This is a genomic window from Bacillus sp. UNC322MFChir4.1, assembly GCF_000746135.1.
Classification (GTDB): Bacteria; Bacillota; Bacilli; order Bacillales; family Bacillaceae_G; genus Bacillus_A.
The window spans coordinates 82,853-100,878 of the sequence record NZ_JQKQ01000012.1 but is presented as its reverse complement, the minus strand read 5'-3'; the positions used below and the strand labels follow the sequence as shown (position 1 = coordinate 100,878).

At 34.7% G+C, this 18,026-nt stretch carries 17 protein-coding genes and 1 pseudogene; 16 read left to right on the top strand and 2 right to left on the bottom strand.

Annotated elements, in window-relative coordinates; all coding sequences use genetic code 11:
• The 10 genes and pseudogenes from panF (at window position 1) to BR72_RS05740 (ending at window position 10,193) form a co-directional block, all read left to right on the top strand.
• Window positions 1-1,440: a sodium/pantothenate symporter gene (gene panF, locus BR72_RS05785; protein ID WP_035431046.1), complete on the top strand. Its 1,440-nt coding sequence runs from the start codon at window positions 1-3 to the stop codon at window positions 1,438-1,440.
• Between the two features lie 296 nt (window positions 1,441-1,736).
• Window positions 1,737-2,024: a ribosome small subunit-dependent GTPase A gene (locus BR72_RS05780; RefSeq protein ID WP_035430823.1), complete on the top strand. Its 288-nt coding sequence runs from the start codon at window positions 1,737-1,739 to the stop codon at window positions 2,022-2,024.
• A 254-nt stretch (window positions 2,025-2,278) separates the two neighbouring features.
• Window positions 2,279-3,226, top strand: coding sequence for a nucleoside hydrolase (locus BR72_RS05775; RefSeq protein WP_035430821.1), 948 nt, complete (start codon window positions 2,279-2,281; stop codon window positions 3,224-3,226).
• Between the two features lie 112 nt (window positions 3,227-3,338).
• Window positions 3,339-4,448 carry a serine hydrolase gene (locus BR72_RS05770; protein WP_035430819.1) on the top strand — a complete coding sequence of 370 codons (1,110 nt, stop codon included), beginning with the start codon at window positions 3,339-3,341 and terminating at the stop codon, window positions 4,446-4,448.
• Window positions 4,449-4,550: 102 nt separating this feature from the next.
• On the top strand, window positions 4,551-6,059 hold the full coding sequence (gene argH / locus BR72_RS05765; protein ID WP_035430817.1) for an argininosuccinate lyase: 1,509 nt from the start codon (window positions 4,551-4,553) through the stop codon (window positions 6,057-6,059).
• Between the two features lie 418 nt (window positions 6,060-6,477).
• The gene (locus BR72_RS24885; protein WP_051957229.1) at window positions 6,478-7,803 is read left to right on the top strand and encodes an RNA-guided endonuclease InsQ/TnpB family protein; all 1,326 of its coding nucleotides are present in this window, start codon (window positions 6,478-6,480) and stop codon (window positions 7,801-7,803) included.
• 351 nt (window positions 7,804-8,154) lie between these two features.
• A pseudogene (locus BR72_RS27590) lies at window positions 8,155-8,316 on the top strand (GNAT family N-acetyltransferase); the annotation flags it as partial.
• 153 nt (window positions 8,317-8,469) lie between these two features.
• Entirely contained in the window at window positions 8,470-8,925 is a 456-nt protein-coding gene (locus BR72_RS05750; RefSeq protein ID WP_035430816.1) for a ferritin family protein, read from the top strand.
• 163 nt (window positions 8,926-9,088) lie between these two features.
• Window positions 9,089-9,490, top strand: a complete 402-nt coding sequence (locus BR72_RS05745; protein ID WP_035430814.1) for an NUDIX hydrolase — start codon at window positions 9,089-9,091, stop codon at window positions 9,488-9,490.
• Window positions 9,491-9,575: 85 nt separating this feature from the next.
• A complete protein-coding gene (locus tag BR72_RS05740) occupies window positions 9,576-10,193 on the top strand; it encodes an acetate uptake transporter (RefSeq protein WP_035430812.1) in 618 nt (205 codons plus the stop codon).
• Between the two features lie 53 nt (window positions 10,194-10,246).
• On the opposite strand, the gene BR72_RS05735 is transcribed toward BR72_RS05740, so the two are convergent.
• Window positions 10,247-11,359: a phosphodiester glycosidase family protein gene (locus BR72_RS05735; RefSeq protein WP_035430810.1), complete on the bottom strand. Its 1,113-nt coding sequence runs from the start codon at window positions 11,357-11,359 to the stop codon at window positions 10,247-10,249.
• Between the two features lie 631 nt (window positions 11,360-11,990).
• On the opposite strand from BR72_RS05735, the gene cspD reads away from it, so the two are divergent.
• Complete coding sequence (cspD, locus tag BR72_RS05730) at window positions 11,991-12,191, top strand: cold-shock protein CspD (RefSeq protein WP_035430809.1); 201 nt, start codon at window positions 11,991-11,993, stop codon at window positions 12,189-12,191.
• A 121-nt stretch (window positions 12,192-12,312) separates the two neighbouring features.
• Window positions 12,313-13,161 carry an exonuclease gene (locus tag BR72_RS05725; protein WP_035430807.1) on the top strand — a complete coding sequence of 283 codons (849 nt, stop codon included), beginning with the start codon at window positions 12,313-12,315 and terminating at the stop codon, window positions 13,159-13,161.
• A 514-nt stretch (window positions 13,162-13,675) separates the two neighbouring features.
• On the opposite strand, the gene BR72_RS27585 is transcribed toward BR72_RS05725, so the two are convergent.
• Window positions 13,676-13,777, bottom strand: coding sequence for a DUF1361 domain-containing protein (locus tag BR72_RS27585; protein ID WP_396021708.1), 102 nt, complete (start codon window positions 13,775-13,777; stop codon window positions 13,676-13,678).
• A 260-nt stretch (window positions 13,778-14,037) separates the two neighbouring features.
• Between BR72_RS27585 and BR72_RS05715 the strand changes: the two genes are divergently transcribed.
• The 4 genes from BR72_RS05715 to BR72_RS05700 all read left to right on the top strand — a co-directional run bounded on the left by BR72_RS05715 (window position 14,038) and on the right by BR72_RS05700 (window position 18,025).
• Complete coding sequence (locus BR72_RS05715) at window positions 14,038-14,586, top strand: protein kinase family protein (RefSeq protein WP_035430803.1); 549 nt, start codon at window positions 14,038-14,040, stop codon at window positions 14,584-14,586.
• Between the two features lie 289 nt (window positions 14,587-14,875).
• The gene (locus BR72_RS05710; RefSeq protein ID WP_035430802.1) at window positions 14,876-15,532 is read left to right on the top strand and encodes a PIG-L deacetylase family protein; all 657 of its coding nucleotides are present in this window, start codon (window positions 14,876-14,878) and stop codon (window positions 15,530-15,532) included.
• A complete protein-coding gene (locus BR72_RS05705; protein ID WP_035430801.1) occupies window positions 15,529-16,860 on the top strand; it encodes a glycosyltransferase family 4 protein in 1,332 nt (443 codons plus the stop codon). Before BR72_RS05710 ends, BR72_RS05705 begins: the two co-directional genes overlap by 4 nt.
• Window positions 16,850-18,025: a carboxylate--amine ligase gene (locus BR72_RS05700; RefSeq protein WP_035430799.1), complete on the top strand. Its 1,176-nt coding sequence runs from the start codon at window positions 16,850-16,852 to the stop codon at window positions 18,023-18,025. The genes BR72_RS05705 and BR72_RS05700 overlap by 11 nt, the downstream gene beginning before the upstream one ends.
• Window position 18,026 lies beyond the last annotated feature (1 nt).

The window sequence follows — 18,026 nt, the reverse complement described above, 5'->3', positions numbered from 1 at the left end:
ATGAACTGGTATGTAATTATTCCAATGATGTTATCTTTTATCGTTGTATTTTTAATTGGTGTATATGCATCGAGACGTGTGCAAGCAACTGCGCATAACAAATTTTTGCAAGAGTATTTTCTTGGTGGCCGCGAACTAGGCGGATTATTATTAGCAATGACGATGATTGCCACTTACGGAAGTGCAAGTAGCTTTATCGGTGGACCTGGCATTGCCTACAATATGGGTCTTGGTTGGGTATTATTGGCGTCTATTCAAGTTGTAACGGGTTATATTGTTTTAATTGTACTTGGAAAGAAATTTGCGATTATTGCAAGGAAAATGGAAGCTATTACGTTAATTGATTACTTGAAAGGAAGATATAATAATAAAGTTGTTGTTATTTTATCAGCACTATGTATTATTATTTTTTTGTTTTCAGCAACTGTTGCGCAGTGGGTTGGCGGCGGAAGATTAATTGAGTCATTAACAGGTATGTCATATACAACGTCCTTATTTCTATTTACGTTTTTTGTACTTGTCTATGTTTTAATGGGTGGTTTTCGTGCTGTTGCGCTTTCAGATACAATACTCGGTCTTATTATGTTAGTTGGTACGACAATTATTTTAATTGGTACAATTGTTGCAGGCGGTGGTATTTCAAATATCATGCAAGAGCTTGTACAAATTAATCCAAATCTTTTAACGCCATTTGGAGCAGATGGTAGTTTAACAAAAGTGTATGTGTCATCATTTTGGATTTTAATTGGTGTTGGAGTAGTTGGCTTGCCGCAAATTAGTGTGCGTGCTATGTCTTATAAAAATTCAAAAGCGATGCATCAAGCTTTAATTATCGGTACTGTTGTTGTTGGTACAATTATGATTGGCATGCATTTAACAGGTGTATTCGCTCGTGTCGTTTTGCCAGGAGTGGATGTACCGGATAAAGTAATGCCGTTGCTTGCGATGAAAGTATTGCCGCCATGGCTCGCTGGTATTTTCTTAGCAGCTCCAATGGCAGCTATTATGTCGACAGTGAACTCATTATTGTTACTTGTGAGTTCTTCCATTATTAAAGATATTTATGTAAATTATATAAACGAAAATGCTGCGGATCAAACAGTAAAACGTGGAACACTCTGGATTACAGCAATTGTTGGCCTACTTGTTTATGCTGCAGCGATTAAACCGCCTGATTTTTTAATTTGGTTAAATTTATTTTCCTTTGGTGGTTTAGAAGCAGCATTTATTTGGCCACTTGTACTTGGATTGTATTGGAAAAAAGGAAATGCTGCCGGGGCACTTGCTTCTATTATTGTTGGAGTAGGTTCTTATATGGGATTTCATTTGCTTCTCCCTAATCCTTTTGGTATTCACACGGTCGTATTTCCGGTCTGTTTAGCACTTATTGCATATATTATAGGAAGCATGTTGTTTTCACGTAAGTTGCAACAAATTTGATAAAAAGAGAATATTATGAAACGTACTATAGAAAGAAGAGGCTACTATGTCAAATATGAGGGCATAGTGCCTCTTCTTTTTATATTATTTAGTGCATATTCAGTGTTTAGAAAGGTAGTCTATGATGTATAAAATATTAAAGGAACGTATTAGGATTGACAAACAAAGCTTTTTCAACTAATGCGTGCTTTAATTGAATGGGTTTATATAAGGTAAATGGATGTTTTGCAATTGTATGCAATATGATAGAATAAAATGATAATTATGAAATATTAAAAAGTGGTGGGGGTTGGAAAATGAAGTTGAATAAAAAGGTATTTGAAATAATAGATTCTGTAGAAAACTTAGATGATGGATTTGAAGATATATTAGAGTTATCCATGAAATGTAAGTTTTCTAATTGCACTCATACAACAGAGCCTGGCTGTGCAGTTAAAAAAGCGATTTCTGAAGGCGTTTTCTCAGTGGAAAGCTTTAATAACTATTTTAGAGTTAAAAACGAAGCAATATATGTTTCTGAACAAAAGAATAAAACGAAGGCTATTGATTACATGAAGCAACTGAAGCTTTTTCAACGGTCTTAGAGGCTGTCTAGAAAGGCACATAAATGCCTTTTGAAGCCAGTCTTTTTTTCGTTTTCGACCGTTCTTTGCAATATATCGGCGATTCGACATGAAATAAAGTTTCACTTTATCGTAGTACTCTACAAAATGATTGTTCCCAAAGCGTCTTTGGCGGATTACCTTTTATTTATAATGTTTTATGTATGAAATTAAAAATGCTCATAATTTACTTCTGCATACTTTTCTTTGTTCATATAGTAATAGCAATTGATAGGATGGAGTTGAATGCCTTGAAAAAAGTACTGTTTCTTGGAGATCCAGGTATTGATGATTCATTGGCAATCATTTACGGTTTATTACATCCTGATATTGATATTGTTGGCATTGTGACAGGATATGGAAACGTTACACAAGAACAAGCCACAAATAATGCAGCATATTTATTACAAATAGCTGGAAGAGAAGATATTCCAATTATTAATGGAGCAAAGATTCCTTTATCAGGAGAATTTATAACATATTATCCAGAAATACATGGGAAAGAAGGATTAGGTCCTATTCGGCCACCTGAAACGGTTAAAGCGAATGTGAGGCCGTTTTGTGAAATATTTGAGATTATTAAAAGATACAAAGGGGAGCTAATTATCGTTGATGCAGGGCGCTCAACAAGTTTAGCAACGGCTTTTATTTTAGAAAAAGAACTGATGAAAAGTGTAAAAGAGTATTACATAATGGGGGGAGGGTTTCTTGTCCCAGGCAATGTTACTCCTGTTGCAGAAGCAAATTTTCACGGAGATGCGATTGCTTCAAATTTAGTAATGCAATATGCTGAACATGTTACGTTAATCCCGCTAAATGTAACGAATGAAGCAATCATTACGCCTAATACTGTTATATATATCGCAAAGAAGACAAAAACAAATTTTAATGAATTGATTGAACCCATTTTTAATTATTATTACGCTGCTTATAAAAAATTAAATCCTAAAATAGGAGGAAGTCCGATTCATGATGTTGTCACAATGATGGCTGTTGCGAATCCTTCTTTGATGGAATATGTATATCGTCGTGTTCAAGTTGACGTAGATGGTCTTGCAAAAGGGGAAAGTATTGCTGATTTTAGACCGAAGCCAAGTGCAGAGGCGATGAAAAATTGGGTGAGAATCGGCTGGAAGTTACACTATAAGAAATTTCTTGAAGATTTTATTCGGATAATGACATAGACAATGAGCAAGTTTACAAGTTACAATAGAGGCAATCTACAGATTGCCTCTATTGTTTTGAATATGAATTATATAATAGATTAAAAGAGAAAATTTAGGAGAGGAATTCCATTTGAGAACAATTGGATTGTGTGTGGGGATAATTGGTTTATTCGCATTTATTATCTCGGGTAATTTTTTAACAAAAAAAGTATGGAGTTCAAATTATGATGATGCACAGTATGTTGCGTCATTTGTAGAAGAAAATAAAGAGCAAAAAAACAGCGCATTGTTAGTAAAACGAAATGATAAATTGGTGTATTCTGTAAATTCTAATGTTGTATTACCTGTAGCGAGTACGATGAAGCTTATTGTAGCATTAGAATTTACAAAACAAGTTGGAGAAGGAAAAATTGATCCAAATGAGCTTGTATCATTGGCTGATGTAAATCATTATTATATACCAAAGACAGACGGCGGTGCCCATGAAAGATGGCAGAAAGTTTTAATGAAAAAAGGTCTTATAGAGGAAAATGCTGTTACGCTAGAAGAAATTGCAAGAGGAATGATGAAATTTAGCTCAAATGCAAATACAGAGTATTTAATGGATCGTCTTGGTATTGACAATATTAATGCAAATATAAATAAACTAGGATTGCCATCACATCAGCCATTATTTCCAATCGTTGCATCTTTGTATATTCCGGGATATTTACACAAGGAATTGCATGTTCCGAAACAGCAACTAGAAAGTAAGTTGAAAAATATGTCGCAAGAAGAATATCGTAAATATGCGATGTTAATGCATGAGCGTTTAAAGAAAAAAGGCTCGCAGTTGGAAAATGAAATTCCACTTTTCTTAGGAGAAAAGTATGAAAAAATATGGTCAGATAGATTTCCGGCCGCTTCTGCGAATGACTATATGATTTTATTAGAGAAAGCAAATCATAAGAGGAATCTTACAAAAGAAGAAGAGAAAGAATGGGCACAACTTGTAGAATCAGATATGCAAGGGAAAAAGTATCGCCAAGTTTTTCGACATGCTGGTCAAAAAAACGGCTATACACCATGGGCATTATCTAAAGCTGTATATGCTACAGATAAACAGGGGAACTGTACAGAAATTGTCTTTTTGGCAAATGATGTAAATGAAGACGACAGTGCTGAATTACGTAAACATTTACTTAATTTGCATTTTCAGATATTACAAAGCGACAAATATAAAGCAACTATTATTAAGTAAAACCGATGTGTATGCATCGGTTTTTTTTCTTTGGATAAACACATTATTTTAAGTAGCTGGGTATGATGATTAATAATCAATAGACGAGGGGAGCTATTTGAAATGCAGGAGGGGAGAGAGAAGCTTTTGCAACGGGAAGGAGTAGTCTTTCCTGGTAAGACATATGCAGATTGTATACTGCAAAACATATTCTATTTTCAGAGAAATTATTTGTTAAATGACATGTTTCGTATACATCATGCACATGTCATTATGTTGGAAGGAGAAGGTTTGTTAAAAAAACAAGATGCTAAAAAAATTGTAATGGCAGTAGAAAAAGTAAAAGCGATCCCATTAGACAAGCTTGTATATAGTAAAGAGCATGAAGACCTCTTTTTTTTAGTTGAGCATCTGATTCAAGAAGAAGCAGACAGTGATTGTATTAGCAATATGCATATTGGGAGAAGTCGAAATGACATGGGAGTGGCGATGTATCGGATGAGCTTACGACGTTATTTACTCCGATACATCGAACATTTTATGTTACTGCAAGATGGTATTCTAGAGCAGGCCGATGAGCATATGGAAACGATTATGCCAGCATATACGCATACACAGCCAGCACAGCCAACAACGTTTGGACATTATTTACTTGCCATCTATGATATGATGGGGCGTGATACGGAGCGTTTATGGAGCGCGTATCGTGCTGTAAATCAATCTCCTTTAGGGGCAGCGGCGCTTGCTACAACGAGTTTTCCAATTAACCGAAAGCGCGTTGCGGATCTTCTTGGCTTTTCGAAGGTAATTGAAAATTCATATGATGCAATTGCAAGTACTGATTATTTATTAGAAACAAGTAGCGCACTTATGATAATGATGACAAATACAAGTAGATGGCTCCAAGACTTTTTATTATTGGCTACGAAAGAATATAGCGGCATTACAGTTGCAGATCCTTATGTGCAAATTAGTAGTATTATGCCGCAAAAACGAAATCCAGTATCTATTGAACATGCTAGATCTCTCGCGAGTAGTATTTGGGGAGAAGCGTTTACAGTTTTTCAAATGATTCATAATACCCCGTTTGGAGATATAGTCGATACAGAAGATGATTTACAGCCTCATTTATATGAAGGGTTTGAGAAAGCTATTCGAGTTGTTTCTGTAATGAATGCGGTCGTACGTACAATGACAGTTGAAAAGGGGATTTTACAAAGTCGCGCCAATAGGCATGCAATTACGATAACTGAATTAGCTGATTCATTAACTCGGAAGTATGATGTTCCATTTCGCCGTGCTCATCAAGCAGCTAGTTATATAGCAAAATTTTCAGAAGAACAGAAAAAGGATTTGCATGAACTAAACTTTGCTGATATTAATGTGTATTTACAAAAAGAACTGCATGTTGTACTAGCAGAAGATGAGTGGAAAGAAATGATTTCACCTCATTCTTTTGTTGCAAAGAGAAACGTATATGGAGGACCGAGCCGCGAACAAATGCAACGGATGATTAGAGAAAGAAAAGTGAATGTCGCAAACCAAAAACAAACGTTAGAAGATGTGAAAAAGCGGCTTAGCGAAGCTGAAACACAAGTGAATGCAATTGTTAGAACGATTGTAAACTCATAAAATAAAGTGAAACTTTAATCAGTGGGGGGTCTTTATCCCCCACTGATTATTAGTTGAACCAATCGGGCTTTTACGGGCAGTTTATCTCCCGCCTAACTTCTTTGCTTGTGCTGTATTTTGAGGCGGGAGTATTACTGCCCGTTAATGCGGGATAAAGAAGGATTTCTCTTTTAAATCGCCAATATATCACTATATATTTAGGAAAGAGAGAAGAGATTATAGTGATACGACTCCATATATATACAAACTTTACCCAATTTAACAACTTTCCGAAAAGAAGTCCCCTTCCTCAAGGAGCGAGAGGGGCGTAGCCCAGCGAGTAGGCGGGGGATGAGATCGCCTACATATGTTCTTTGTATGTACTTTTGAGACTATGCGATATAATAAATATGAAAATACGAAAGAAAGGAGAATGTATATGGCAACCACAAAAGAGGGTGTACATATAAAAGGAACAAAAAAGTCGTTACCGGATGGATGGTCTACCTATGCATTTCGATACGCTATTTTTCCCACATCTGAACAAGTAACGAAATTAGAAAAATCGTTTGGGTGTGAACGAAAAGTGTATAACGAATATGTATCTGGTTTGTATGAATATTTAGAATCTATGGGTTTTGAAGGTGGATTTATTCATTATAAAATTCCGAATTATACAGCGATTACAACCAGATATGATTACTTAGATAAAAGTAATGATTCTTTTGTTTATAATGACGCAAAAATGAGATTCCAGGCAGCCATTAAAAAATATAATGAAACCTACGCGAAACAACCTATCCAATATAAAAAGTCAGTTCGTAAAAAGATGCAAACAATAGGGTATGTTCCTACGTTAAAAGACATAAAAGGTATGCCTAAATTCCATAGTAAAAAACAGGGGAAATTAAGCTATACTACCAATCAGACCAACGGAAACATAAAAATCACAAAAGAAAACGGTTCGTATTTTTTATGTATTCCAAAGTTTCAAGAAGGTATTTCTATTCATCTACATCGAGAATTACCGATTGATGGAACCATAAAAAAAGCAACAATTAAACGAGAAGGAACAAAATATGTTGTTTCTCTTTCTGTTGATTATTTTTGTCCAAATGAAAAACAAGTAGAATTAGTGAATGCTGACGAAGTAATTGGACTAGATTACAGTCAAAGCGAATTGTATGTAGACAGCGAAGGACGAACAGCTCAGTACAGTCGGTATAACAAAATCATAGAAAAAAGGCAGCAAAGAATAAATAAATCCTTAGCTCGCAAGAAGAACAATGCAAAAACAGATGAAACAGGAAATATCGTATATAGTAAAAATTATGAAAAGCAAGTGAAAGAATATCAAAAAGTAACAACAAAAGCAAAAAAACAAAGAAAAGATTTTCTACACAAGAAAAGTAATCAGATAACCAATGATTATCACGCCATTGTTGTAGAAGATTTGAACTTAAGTAACCTTGCCCAATGTCTGAGTTTAGGGAAAAAGCTGCATGATAATGGATTTGGTATTTTTCGAACGATGTTACAGTACAAATCTAAGAAAAAAGGCAAACATTACATCATTGCGGATCAGTATTTTGCATCGAGTAAATTATGCAGTGAGTGTAATCACAAAAAAGATAAGTTGAAATTATCTGAAAGAATCTATACGTGCGATCATTGTGGCACGAAAATCGATAGAGATTACAATGCGGGTCGTAATCTAAAATATTATGGCATTCGTGTTCTGCGCGAACAAAATCTAATCGCGTAGTTTGTATCGATTTTATTAGCGGTAGGGACGCCGCGAATTCAAGGCTTTGGACATGAGCCGCTAGGCTTATGGATGAATTAGCAATAAAAGAGAAGGTCTTTTGACTTTTGAAGCCCCCACTTCAAACAGATCGTAAGGTCGTTAAGTGGTGGGTAGTTTACAAATGATGTTCTTCCTTTTTTAGAAACATATGAGCAAGAGAATAATTTAATACTGGGTGTGTTACGATCCTCTCAGCTTCCATTATTCATGGCAACAGCTATAAAAGAGGAAAAGCTTGTGTTCGTCATGCTTCAAACACATAAGCGACAAGTTATTGTCACAAATTCTGCACCTTTAGAAAAAGATGAGAATTCTGTATCGGCACTGAGCCAACGTATGTTGGACAATGGATATGAAATGACTTCATTATACACTGATTTAGCCAATCCTACATCGAATAAAATATATAAAGAAATTGGTTGTGAATTAATAATGGAGTCGGTTCTATTATTTTTAGAATCCAAACATTAGAAAAAACTCGTTAATAACGAGTTTTTTCTAATGTTCATTAATACGTATAATATAACCATGATTGAAGTTTCACTTTATAAGCGAAACGAAACTGAACGAAATAATTACCCCTACATACAATAAAGTAATGCATTGTTTTGAGGGGGAATAGATATGTACTATGTAAATCCTAATTCGTATTATCAATTTTATCGAGTAAATGAAGGCACTAATAAACAAGTATCGCAAGCGATTTTAGAGGCGATCCAAGGCGAAGCTGCCGCAATTGATTTTTATAGCCGACTCGTAAACGAAGCGCCAAATGCGAAACATAAGAAAGATATTTCACATGCATTAGAAGATGAAAAAGTTCATTTACAGCAGTTTATACAATTGTTTACAACATTAACGGGGCAACAGCCAACGTATCAAGTAGTACAAACGCAATATTCTTCTTATAAAGAGGGATTAGAACGTGCGTATGAAGATGAATTAGAAGCGTATGAAGATTATCGGAATGCCTATTTGCTAACGCAAAACTTAGCAGTTCGAGATGTTTTTTTTCGAGCGATGACAGATGAAATAGAGCATGCTATACGTTTTGGTTTTTTACGATCTTCCTTATCCTAAAACTAGACGAGGTTGTCTAGTTTTTTTATGTCAACTATTCGAGGGCAGTAAAATCATTATCTTAAGATTGGACCCACTAATGGAAGTTTTACTTTATCAATGAATGAAGTTGTTGAAAGAGGTAGAAATAGAAAAAATAATATTATGAGGAGATGTTATAAGAATGCGAGATCGAGGCGCAGCAATTATTACACAAGAAGGAAAACTAGCTCTTATAAAAAGGATTCGAGGTAAAGATGTTTACTATGTGTTTCCAGGCGGTGGTATTGAGGAAGGAGAAACCTCAGAAGAAGCAACAGTTAGAGAAGTATATGAGGAACTTGGGATACATATACAAATTACGCGACTTGCCAAGAAGGTGAGCTACAATGGGACACAATATTTTTATGAAGCAATCATTGTAGGTGGTACGTTTGGTAATGGAAAGGGTGAGGAATATATACAAAATGGCAGGGACCGAGGCGAATACATTCCGATATGGGTACCGATAAAGGATGTACTAAACATAAACATTAAACCGTTAGAAGTCGGGGAGTATGTATATCGTTTATATGGAAATATGTAATTTGTGTGAATGTATTAAAAAAGATTGACAGTACCTTCTGATTTCAGTATTGTATTCAAGTATGTGTTTAAATCAGGAGGGTATTATGGAAAAGCAAACTACACATCATGTGAAAATGACAACAGCAGATCCGTCTGCACTAGGTTTATTTGGACTTGCAATGGTTACACTTGTTGCGTCCTCACAAAAACTTGGCTTAACAAGTGGTATTTCATTTGTATTGCCATGGGCGATCTTCTTAGGAGGTTTTGCTCAATTATTTGCTTGCATTAACGATGCAAAGCACAATAATACATTCGGTACAACAGCGTTTGGTGGATTCGCATTATTTTGGTTTGGTGTTGGTACTTCATGGCTAATTCAGCTTGGCGTCTTTGGTGGAAAATTAGCAGCAAGTGTGGATCCAAAACAACTTGGAGTAGCATTTGTTGGTTACTTAATTTTTAGCTTGTTTATGACAATTGGCGCAATGGAAACACATAAAGTATTATTTACGATTTTTGTACTTATTGATTTCTTATTTATAGGCCTTTCATTTAGTACTTTAGGTGTTATGCCACATGCAATGCATAAATTAGCAGCAATTTCTGAACTGCTTATTTCACTGCTTTCATTCTACGGATCAGCAGCTGCAGTATTAAATACACATTTCGGAAACATTGTATTACCGGTTGGTAAGCCATTCGGTATCTTCAAAAAATAAAATATAGCAGTATGAATGAAATAGAAAAGAGCAGCTACGTATCTGTGAGATACTTAGCTGCTCTTTGTTTTGTTAGAAGCAACAGCAGATGTTCCTGTAACTTCCGCAAGCTTCGAAGTTTCTGCCGGGTGACCGTCAATTGTAACATCCACTTTTTGATCTTTATTAGTAGTTACAACCCAACAGTTTGGAAGATAGCGAGACTTATGAGATAAAGTAGAAGGGATATTTAATATATCTCCTAAGGCATACATAGTTGCAGAAGAGCCGCCATCCATAGCCATCGCGTTGTCAGCGCCCTTGTCATATAAAAGGTCCTGACAATCTTTTAAAGAAGCGCCAATACTGTGAGGTTGTCTACCATCTACGATAAGAAACATAATTGAGCCATCTTTTTTTTGAGCCATGATGCTTCGCGGGCCATATCCCCAGCCACCGTCATTCGTAAGCATTTTTTCACCATTTACGATAAGTTGGGGCATAAAACCAGCTGCAGAAACAACATTTTTATTCAACAATTGTTGTGCAGAGTAGTCGCCTGTTATCATTTGCCCATATTTTGTTAAACCCGTGATAATAGCTGGTGTATTATCATTTTGAGGTGTATGAATAACTTGTCCGTTTTCAATCACAATGCCTAGACCAACTTTACCGCCACCATGTCCTGTTTCATCCGAAAACCCACTTGCATTTACCGCAGCAAGTGCATGATTCCGCTTCGCCATCACGTAAATTTTTTCACCAACATCGTTACCTTGTGTACCTTGCTGTGTTACAAGCTTTACATTAAAAGGATTACTAATTGTCATGAGTTTGCCTTCAAAATAATGATCCGCATACTTTTTTTGAACGGTTTCGATTTTCACATGAAGGGGCATATGTTTTTTCGCTTCTAATTGTTGTTTTGTAAGTTTTTGAAGACCACCGGATTGGCTATTTTTCCATTTTGGATTATTAATTGAATTCGAGATATCCTCCAGTTCTTGTTGTGATAAAAAAGTGAATTTTGCCAAATCACGATGTTGTGAAGTTAGAATACTTTCCGCAGCAATTACACGTAATTTATGTCCATACGGAGTACCAAACAAAACACCAGCACCAATTACAATGAAAACAAGTAATAAAATGGAGGATATTTTTATTGCTTTTTTTAGATACTTTTTCATTCTGAAAACTCCTCTTATATAATTCAACTTTTATATACCAATTAAAAACCCGACATAAAACCCCTTTTTTTTAGTGAGATGAGAGCATCTGGCCATGCATAGAAACGGTCAGAGCTAGACAAAGATGTCGAAAAAACCAAATAGACATATATGGTTTTTGGTGCAATCACTGCTTTTTTATAGCGTAGATTCCTATACAATAAGATGGTATGAATAATTTGGCAAGAGAAAAATATGAAGGTGTATTGTTAAATCACAATAAAAACGGTCAGATTCATAATGATAGGAAAAATAAGTGAATCTCATTTAGAAAGAAATAGACAAAATAGAGGAAAACAATAAAACAAAGTTTGTGATTCGTTCAAGTCATGGGCTATATGAAGTAAAGGGTGTTAAGGTACACTTTACATAAATTTTAAAAATAAAAATTTGCATTTATGTTAATAAAGGTGTATAGTGAGGTTAAACCATTTTACTTTTAATACCATAGAGATTTAAATAAGCTGTAACTTCAGAGGGGATAGCAATGTTAAATCTTCTCTTGGTTACAGTTTTTTTATCTGATGATTATTTGTAAAATGGTAGAAAATGGACATGTACATTAAGGTACATATTTTAGGAGGATTTTTTCATGCAAAACGGTAAAGTAAAATGGTTTAACGCTGACAAAGGTTTCGGTTTCATCGAAGTTGAAGGTGGAGAAGACGTATTTGTTCACTTCTCAGCTATCCAAGGCGACGGCTTCAAAACTTTAGAAGAAGGTCAAGAAGTTACTTTCGAAGTTGAACAAGGTAACCGTGGACCACAAGCTACTAACGTAACAAAAAAATAATTGAAGTGAAAGAGAAGGGAACTCCCTTCTCTTTTTTAATACCTTAAATATGAGTAATTGTTAATACATATTGGAAATAAGGGATATACTGTTAAGAAGTGATAAGGAAGAGGTATGTGGTATGTATGAACCAAAATATTATATTGTATTTGATATTGAGCGGAATTTTAGACCTTATCAATCAGATGCTCCGACGGAAATAGTTGATATCGGAGCCGTCAAGATTGAAGCAAGTACAATGAGCATCATCGAAGTTTTTTCGTCATTAGTGAAACCAACGGCATCCCTATCTCGTCATACAACAAAATTAACAGGAATTACAAAACAAGATGTAAAAGGTGCAGAAAAATTCCCGAAAGTAATTGAGCGCTTTCGTAAGTTTTTGGAAGAAGATTACATGTTTGTAACGTGGGGAAAAGAGGATTATGGATTTCTAACAGAAGATTGTGCACGATATAATGTGAAATGTCCTAATCTTGAGAAAGAAAGAAGATTTGATTTACAGAGATTTGTATTTCATGCATATAAAGAATTATTTGTAAATCCACCTAGTTTGAAACTTGCAGTAGCACAATTGGCTTTAGAATGGGAAGGAAAACAACATCGCGCCTTTGACGATGCCAAGAACACGGCAAATATTTTTCTTACAGCAGTTAAACAAAAAGACATTCGTAAACGTTATAAGAGAAATGTGGAGCTAGTCCTTGTGAAAAGTGGCTCTTTGACTGATAAGGGTAGAAAGAAAATGAAGAGATGGGTATTTAAAGAGGTAAAGAGAAGTGGACATTGCCGCTTGACATGGAATACATTCATGAAGAGTAAGACATGGGAGAATGTGTTAGAACAATATCATTTTGATAATCCGACCTTACGTCTGTTGCAAAATTATTTTCATACTGCTTTAAAGAAAGCTAAACAGCAACTTCAAGTATTAGCAGCAATGAATAACCAAGAAAATAAAACAAAATAGATGCGATAAGAAAAGCGAATGTTTCGAGATGAAGTTTTCCTTTCTGTTTGTGCACGTGTTTTTGGTACGTATAAAGTTGATTTTCATTCATGATTTCAATATGTACTTGTAATGTGTAGAGAACTTCTTGTTATTGAGTAGCTGTATACACTTGGCGAATATAGAGTTTGTTGTATTGTAGAGATTTTTTGCGTTTTGACATATTTCTAGGAAGTAAGGGTATAATTTATCACCTCTTTTGATCTCAATTTGATAGGCTGCATATTCTTTCTTCATCATTTTCACCTCCTTCTTTCCTTTATGATACTACAAAATACTAAAAAGAACATACATTCGCCTAGGTGCGAAAATACTTTTACGAATGTGATGGCAATTCATCCCCACCTTAAACTGGGCTATGCCCTGCGTGTTTTAAAGGTGGTTTTTTCTTATTCATTTTTCAATAAATATCAACGAATCCCCGTTTATCCTGCTATACGTGAGCAGTAAGATCCCCACTGATGGAAGTTTCACTTTATTGAACGTAGCAAATAACCACTGAAAATGATTTAGTCAATAAGTGAATGGAATGAAAACGACGAAACCTTTCTATGAATATTCCAATACTAGAAAGAATGAATAGAATGATTTTTTTCTATTTTACGTTTGATAAAACACTATTACCTAGTTTAATTATAAGAATATAATAAAAATAGTTAATAGTACCCCGCTTGTTAAAACAGAGGCATTCCATCACGTATCAACTACTAATCATTTTTCAATTGAATTAAATTATAAAAATATATATTAATCTAGGGTACATTTGCGAGTGAAGAATCATAGAATATGAGATGAAGCGATTACAAAAATATGAAATCTAGATTAAGGAGAAATGAAATGAAATCATACTTTAATACAAGAAGAGTAAGTAGAGGAGATATAGAAAAATATAAGCTCATTGGAGATGGGAAGGATGGGGAAGTATATCAAATATCCCATAATAAATGTGTGAAAGTATTTTTTCTAGAAAAAACGCAAAAACAAGAGTTGGAAGCTCTTAAAGTTGGACAATCATCACCTATTATTCCACGACTGTATGAATATGGAGACAATTATATTGTTATGGAGTATGTACAGGGAATATCACTTGCACGTCATTTGAAAAGAGAAAAAAAATTTACAGAAGAATTAACTGGAAAAATAATACTAATGTTGGGCGAATTGAAAAAATTAGGATTTACTAGATGGGATACGGAAGTGAGACACGTTTTAATAAATGAAGAAGGACAGCTAAAAGTCATTGATCATAAAAGAGCCTTTACTTCAAATAGTAAAGTGCCTACTAAGTTATTAAAAGGATTTCAAAAATTTGGGCTGGATCAGGAATTTTTAAGAGGTGTGAAGAAAGCACATCCTTCCGTATACAATTCATGGATGAAGTACTAATAAAAAACGAATTGTCAGGGGGTTATCACTTTAATATGAAAGCCATTTCTGGTTTTTGATTCTTGCTTTTCTAAAATATACGGCCGATACCTGTTTGTGTATAGCTAATTGCTAAGATATTCACATTGGTGATAAAAGGTGCTCTTTATCTCATAGGGAGAAATACACATGTATTTATATAGCTGAACCATTGGTTATTAGTAATAAATAAAAACAAGTTTTCCGCTAATGACAGTTTCTTTTTGTGGTACTAATCATAAATTAGGTAGTACAAGGAGTGAAAATACTAATGAAAGAGTGTATATTAGTCATTGGCGCACATCCCGACGATGAGTTATTAGGATCTGGCGGGACTTTAAAAAGATTAGTAGAAGAAGGCCATCAAGTAATTTCAATCATTACTGCTCTAGGAAGAAAAGAGCAAGCTCATCACATACAGCAATTAGGCAGGTGTGCAAACAAGGAGATTGGTATTGAAGAGGTGATATTCCTCGAGCACAGTAATTTAGAGTTGGAACTAATTCCACTGCACCAATTAACGAAAGAAATTGAACAATTAATAAATATCTATAAACCAAGCAAAATCTTTACCCATCATTATGGAGACCTCAATAAAGATCACTACGTTACTTTTCAAGCGGTTTTGACTGCGACACGTCCCCTATCAAACCAACAACCAATCGAATTGATTACATTTGAAACCGTTTCCTCAAGCGAGTGGAATATCCACACGAATGATAAATCTTTCAAACCCAATTATTTTGTGAACATTACCGATCAAATAGATTCGAAAATTGCTGCGCTTAAACATTACGATGTAGAAATGAGAGATTTTCCGCATCCTCGTTCATACGAAGGGGTTCAATATTTAGGAAGAGTAAGGGGAATGACGGTCGGTGTACCATATGCCGAGGCATTCGAAGTGATAAGGAGGGTTTGGAAGTGAAAAAGAGATTTGAGTTTCCTTATTCTTATGTAATTAAAACATTAGATAAGTATTATGGAGTTCATGCATACTCGATGCAAAAAAAGAAGGATACAGTGGAAGAGCGTAATATAAATAGAGAGTCAAAGACTTATAAAAAGAAAAAGCTCTCAATATTAATTGCTACATTTTGGGATTATCCTCATATTGGGGGGTTATCAAATTATATTACGGCACTTAGTGAAGGGTTAAGAAAACAAGGCCATCACGTAGACATCGTATCTCCTAATCAATTTTCTAAAAGTAGAGCCGAAAAGATGCGTCAAGCGGTTGTTCCGGAATTAAAAAGTTTTTTTAATACACGATATGGAAGTTCTAATAGCACAATTATTAGAAATCAAAAAAATATGTATATTTACGAAAGAATGCTGCTCGAAAATATTAACTTTAAAAAATATGATATCTTTCATGCGCAAGATATATTTACAGCTAATATATTAGGAAGAATCAATGAACAGTATGGAAAAAGATTAATATTCACACCTCATGGTATGTTTACTTTTAATCGTATAAAGTTCGGCATATTTAAAAAGGGTTCGCTAGAAGAGTTTTATCATATGGTCTTAGAAAAAAAGGCAATTGATAATGCAGATCATATTATTATTCTCAGCGATTCATTTCGCCGTCCATTAATGAAGTTAGGGGCAAAACAACAGAATATGACAACTGTATTAACTGGCATTGATTATCCCCATAAGTATCATACTGAAAATACATCATCATCACATAAGAAAATCGTCATTACATGTGTAGCTAGATTAGGTCCAAGAAAAGGCCATAACATATTACTTGATGCTCTTTCACAAATCGGAAAGAAATACACAGATAATGTAAAAGTTCTCATTGTCGGAGACGGTGAGATGAGGCATTCGTTAGAGGATCAAGTTAATCATTTGAATCTTTCCATGGTAGAGTTTTTAGGGCAAAGAAATGATGTTCCAGATATTTTAAGTAAAACTGATATTTTTGTACTTCCAACTTTAAACGATAGCCTACCTATTTCTATTATAGAGGCAATGCATAGTGGAGTTTGTGTCATTTCTACGCCATCGGGAGGTATACCTGAACTTGTTCGCCATTCTAAGACAGGTATTCTTGTTGAGGGAGGAGATGCAATAGAACTGGCACGGGCATTAAAATATGTCATTGTAAATAAACAGGAACGAGAGCAATTAGGGAAAAATGCAAGAATATTCGCTAAAAAGTATTTAACTAGAGAGACAATGATAGCGAATATCGAACAAATCTACAGAGAGCGTTTTGATAAGGAAGGATTCTATGAATCATGAACATGCAGCGGTCGTGTTGGATTTAAGTGCCAATGGGATTGGGATTATTAGAAGTTTAGCGAGAAAAGGAATTCGTGTTTATGCATTTGATGTAGAGAAACCATATAAAATAGGGAAGTCACGCCTTGCTTCATGCGGAATATGCCCAAGTCCTTTATCTGAAGAAAAATTATTACTAGTTTTTCTAATTGACTTCGCTAAAAAGTTAAATTTGAAACCTGTTTTGTGTACAGGTGCTGATGACTATGTAATATTCATTTCAAAATATCGAACGGAACTGTCTAAATATTATTTGTTTTTATTTCCTGAACATTCGTTGATTGAAGAAACATTAAATAAGCAAAAAATGCATGAGCTGGCAACAAAGCATAATATTCCATGTCCTAAAACGTATGAGATTAAGACAAATAAACAATTGGAAGAAGCGATATCGAACCTAGATTTCCCGTGTATATTAAAGCCGGTTTTAGGACATGAGTTTCGAAAAAAGATAAACCAAAAGGCAATTCTTATACAAAATCCAGATCAACTTAGAAATGAGTATAAATCGTATCGACAGCACGGGAAGCTAATTCTTCAGGAAATCATTCCTGGTGATAATCAATGTTTTTATAAAGTTGCCACATTTTATGATGATAACATGAATTTATTGGCATTATTTTCTTTACAAAAGAATCATCAGTTCCCAGCTGAATTTGGAACAGGAGCTCACATTGTTAGTAAAGAAGTTCCAGAATTAGTAGATATATGTCTACCTTTTTTTGAGAAGATTAAGCTTAAAGGTATTGCTATGGCAGAGTTTAAAAAGGATCCTCGAGATGGCGTTTATAAGTTTATTGAAATAAACCCTCGTTTTTGGTTAACTCACAGTCTGACAGGAGCTGCTGATATTGATTTTGCTTACATGTATTATTTATATTTAACGAGGCAAAATCCAACTCCAAGACTTAAACAAGTAGACGGTATCAAATGGATTTATCTTGTGCGATATTATTTAACATTCTGCACTAAGAAAAAAAGGGCAGAAATGACGTGGAAAGATTTTTATAAAGGGTTACGCGGTAAAAAAGAATATGCTTTGTTTGCATGGGATGACCCAATGCCGTTCATTAGAAGCGCATACTCTCACTTGATAAACGCCTGGAAACGAAAACGAAAGGAATGAA

Coding starts and splice junctions, on each gene's coding strand:
- BR72_RS05700 (WP_035430799.1), top strand. CDS start 16,850: ATGAATCATGAACATGCAGCGGTCGTGTTGGATTTAAGTGCCAATGGG.
- BR72_RS05725 (WP_035430807.1), top strand. CDS start 12,313: ATGTATGAACCAAAATATTATATTGTATTTGATATTGAGCGGAATTTT.
- BR72_RS05710 (WP_035430802.1), top strand. CDS start 14,876: ATGAAAGAGTGTATATTAGTCATTGGCGCACATCCCGACGATGAGTTA.
- BR72_RS05715 (WP_035430803.1), top strand. CDS start 14,038: ATGAAATCATACTTTAATACAAGAAGAGTAAGTAGAGGAGATATAGAA.
- BR72_RS05775 (WP_035430821.1), top strand. CDS start 2,279: ATGGAGTTGAATGCCTTGAAAAAAGTACTGTTTCTTGGAGATCCAGGT.
- BR72_RS05735 (WP_035430810.1), bottom strand. CDS start 11,359: ATGAAAAAGTATCTAAAAAAAGCAATAAAAATATCCTCCATTTTATTA.
- BR72_RS05745 (WP_035430814.1), top strand. CDS start 9,089: ATGCGAGATCGAGGCGCAGCAATTATTACACAAGAAGGAAAACTAGCT.
- BR72_RS05780 (WP_035430823.1), top strand. CDS start 1,737: ATGAAGTTGAATAAAAAGGTATTTGAAATAATAGATTCTGTAGAAAAC.
- panF (WP_035431046.1), top strand. CDS start 1: ATGAACTGGTATGTAATTATTCCAATGATGTTATCTTTTATCGTTGTA.
- BR72_RS05740 (WP_035430812.1), top strand. CDS start 9,576: ATGGAAAAGCAAACTACACATCATGTGAAAATGACAACAGCAGATCCG.
- argH (WP_035430817.1), top strand. CDS start 4,551: ATGCAGGAGGGGAGAGAGAAGCTTTTGCAACGGGAAGGAGTAGTCTTT.
- BR72_RS05750 (WP_035430816.1), top strand. CDS start 8,470: ATGTACTATGTAAATCCTAATTCGTATTATCAATTTTATCGAGTAAAT.
- cspD (WP_035430809.1), top strand. CDS start 11,991: ATGCAAAACGGTAAAGTAAAATGGTTTAACGCTGACAAAGGTTTCGGT.
- BR72_RS24885 (WP_051957229.1), top strand. CDS start 6,478: ATGGCAACCACAAAAGAGGGTGTACATATAAAAGGAACAAAAAAGTCG.